This is a genomic window from Nostoc cf. edaphicum LEGE 07299 (genome assembly GCF_015207245.1).
In the GTDB taxonomy this organism is placed as follows: domain Bacteria; phylum Cyanobacteriota; class Cyanobacteriia; order Cyanobacteriales; family Nostocaceae; genus Nostoc; species Nostoc edaphicum_B.
In genome coordinates, this window is sequence record NZ_JADEXF010000555.1 from 1 (window position 1) to 3943 (window position 3943).

Genomic DNA, 3943 nt, shown 5'->3' on the forward strand with positions numbered 1-3943 from the left:
GATAAGAAATGAGCAGGCAAGGCTGGTTATGATATGGCAATCTGTGGAAATAGGAATTGGCTCTCAGGTTTATTAGGAGTTTTTAGCATTACTGGAGTGCTTGCTCATGTCATATTTTGTTGTGAAAATCACGCTTTAGCCCAGATTACCCCTGATGGAACATTGGGCGATCGCTCTTCAAAAGTAACCCCCAATGTCAATATTAAAGGACTGACGGCTGACCGGATTGATGGCGGAGCAATTCGCGGTGCTAACCTATTCCATAGTTTTCGTGAATTCAATGTCGGAGAATCCCAGCGTGTTTATTTTGCCAATCCCACGGGAATCTCCAATATTCTCACAAGGGTGACGGGAAGTAATATCTCCAATATTCTCGGCACATTGGGGGTAGATGGTGGTGCAAATTTATTTTTTATCAATCCCAATGGCATTTTATTTGGGAACAATGGACGGTTGGATGTGGCGGGTTCGTTTGTGGCGAGTACGGCGAATTCTTTTGTGTTTGGCAATGGGTTAGAATTTAGTGCAACTAATCCTCAAACTCCTTCCCCATTACTAACAGTTAATCCTTCCGCTTTGCTATTCAATCAACTTCAGGCTGGCAGAATTGAAAACAGGTCAATTGCACCAGCAGGAATAGATCCAGCAGGTTTTAATGCATCTGGTTTACGAGTAGGAGATGGTAAAAGTTTGCTGCTAGTGGGTGGTAATGTCATCATGGATGGCGGCCAGTTAAATGCTTATGGTGGGAGAGTTGAATTTGGGGGATTAGCAGCACCTGGAAATGTCAATCTTCTTTTTAATGGCGATAATCTCAGCTTGAAGTTTCCTCTTAATGTGACTCGTGCTTCGGTGTCACTTACCAATCAAGCGCGTGTGTATGTAGAAGCTGCTGGTGGCGGTGATATTACTATCAATGCCCGCAACATAGATATTTTGGGAGGGAGTCAGCTTTCTGCTGGTATCGCCTCTGGTTTGGGTCAACCAGAGGCGACTGCGGGGGATATTACGCTTAATGCTACGGGGGAAATCAAAGTTGCTGACTCTGGGAGTAGGATTCGCAATTTTGTGAGTAAGGATTCAAAAGGCAATAGCGGTAACATTACTATCGATTCTGGTGACTTCTCATTAGAAGATAGCGCTTTTCTTTCTGCCTCAACTTCAGGAGTGGGGAATGCAGGCAATGTGACAGTGAGTGCAAAAAATGCTATTTCCCTTGCATATGCTTACATTTACAGCACCGTGTTAGCAGGAGGCGTAGGTAAAGGAGGCAATATCAACATCAATGCTACAACACTATCACTTACTGATGGCGCTCAACTGCTAACTTCCACTCGTAGTGCATCTGCTACCCAGCCAGGCGGACGGGGAGATGCAGGCAATGTCAATGTTAAAGTAACAGGTGCTGTTGATATTGCTGGCGTGAAAAACGATTTCGAGAGTGGGATTGGCAGCTTTGTGCAAACGGGGACTATTGGGAATGGGGGTAACATTTTTATCGATTCTGGTGACTTCTCTCTAAGTGATGGCGCTCAACTTTCTGCCTCAACTTCAGGAGTGGGGAATGCGGGGAATATAACAGTGAATGCAAAAAATGCTGTTGACCTTGCAGGTAACGCTGCCATCTTCAGCACCGTGTCAGCAGGAGGTGTAGGTAAAGGAGGTAATATCAACATCAATGCTACAACATTGTCACTCACTGATGGCGCTCAATTGCTAACCGTTACTCGTGGAGCATCTGCTACCCAACCAGCCGGACGGGGGAATGCAGGCAATGTCAATATTAAGGTAACAGGTACTGTTGATATTGCTGGAGAGAAAAACGATTTTTTCAGTGTGATTAGCAGCAATGTGGAAACGGGGACTGTTGGGAATGGCGGTAACATTTTCATCGATTCTGGTGACTTCTCATTACGAGACGGCGCTCAACTTCAAGCCTCAACTTCAGGAGTGGGGAATGCAGGGAACGTGACAGTGAGTGCAAAAAATGCTGTTGACCTTGCAGATAACGCTTACATTTTCAGCATCGTAGAAGCAGGAGGCGTAGGTAAAGGAGGCAATATCAACATCAATGCTACAACACTGTCACTCACTGATGGTGCTCAATTGCTAACTATTACTCGTGGTGTATCTGCTAGCCAACCAGCAGGACAGGGGGATACAAGCAATGTCAATATTAAGGTAACAGATGCTGTTGATATTGCTGATGTTTACAGTGGGATTAGCAGCAATGTGGAAACGGGGGCTATTGGGAATGGGGGTAACATTTTCATCGATTCTAGTGACTTCTCATTACGAGACGGCGCTCAACTTCAAGCCTTAACTTCAGGAGTGGGGAATGCAGGGAACGTGACAGTGAATGCAAAAAATGCTGTTGACCTTGCAGGTAGTAATACTAGCATCTTCAGTACAGTGGAAGCAGGAGGTGTAGGTAAAGGAGGCAATGTCAACATCAACGCTACAACACTGTCACTCACTGATGGTGCTCAATTGCTAACCATTACTCGTGGTGCATCTGCTAACCAACCAGCAGGACAGGGGGATGCAGGCAATGTCAATATTAAGGTAACGGGTGCTGTTGATATTGCTGGTCAGAAAAACGATTTCGAGAGTGCGATTCTCAGCTATGTGCAAACGGGGACTGTTGGAAATGGGGGTAACATTTTTATCGATTCTGGTGACTTCTCTCTAAGTGATGGCGCTCAACTTTCTGCCTCAACTTCAGGAGTGGGGAATGCGGGGAATGTAACAGTACGTGCAAAAAATGTGGTTACTGTTTCTGGAACTAGTCAAGAAAGCGGAAATTCTAGTGGTTTATTCACATTTACTGATTCTAATTCCACTGGCATTGGTGGCGATATCACTGTAAATACCAATATATTTCGCATCTCAAACGGCGCTTTATTAGATGCACGCACTAGAAATGATCAAAGCGGTGGTGATATTACGGTAAATGCAAATGTCTTTGAAGCACTCAACGGCGGACAACTCACCACCACTACCTCAAGCAATGGACGTGCAGGTAAAATTACTGTCAACGCTGATGATAAACTAATAATTAGCGGTATTGACCCTAGTTACAGCGATCGCATTACTAAATTTCCTGACAACGTAGGAAATATCGGTGCTAACAGTGGCCTTTTCGTCAGTTCCACTGGTTCAGGAATTACAGGCGACATCGAACTCAACTCAAACCTAATTACCTTAGACAACCAAGGTAAACTCAACGCCGAATCTGCATCCGGTAACGGGGGTAATATCAACCTCAACAGCGACTTACTCTTACTCCGTCGCAACAGTCAAATCTCCACCAACGCAGGTACAGAAAAATTAGGTGGCAATGGCGGTAACATCAAAATCAATTCAAGATTTATCGTTGCAGTTCCTAAAGAAAATAGCGATATCAGCGCTAATGCCTTTACAGGGATTGGTGGTAGAGTTGACATTACAACTAACGGTATTTTCGGTATTCTCTCGCAAAAAAGCCTAACCGAAAATAGCGACATTACAGCAAGTTCAGAATTGGGAGTGAGTGGGGAAGTAACTATCAACAGTCCAGATACTGACCCCAGTCGCGGCTTAATTGAACTACCCTCTAACCTCGTCGATGTATCCCAACAAATTGCCCAAGGTTGCACTCCCAGAGGAGGACAAAACGCCAGTCGTTTTATCGCCACCGGACGCGGTGGATTACCCCAAAGTCCTAACGAACCGTTGCGGGGACGAGCAGTGATTACTGGTTGGGTAGATTTGCCCCCACAAGCAACACACACAGTCACGGATAAATCATCTACTGCATCTATGACCAAATCTAGCGATCCGATTGTGGAGGCTCAAGGATGGATTCTTGATGGTAACGGTGATATTATGCTCGTGGCTAAATCTCCTCAAAGTTTTTTTATTCCCTCTGCCATGTCTTGTAATCAATAATTCGTTACTCCAA

1 protein-coding gene is annotated in these 3943 nt (G+C 44.9%); it reads left to right on the plus strand.

The genetic code is table 11. From position 1 onward, the window contains the following. Window positions 1–33 precede the first annotated feature (33 nt). Window positions 34–3930 (plus strand): two-partner secretion domain-containing protein, encoded by a 3897-nt coding sequence (locus IQ229_RS16710; protein ID WP_194045582.1) that lies wholly within the window; start codon window positions 34–36, stop codon window positions 3928–3930. Window positions 3931–3943: the final 13 nt, after the last annotated feature.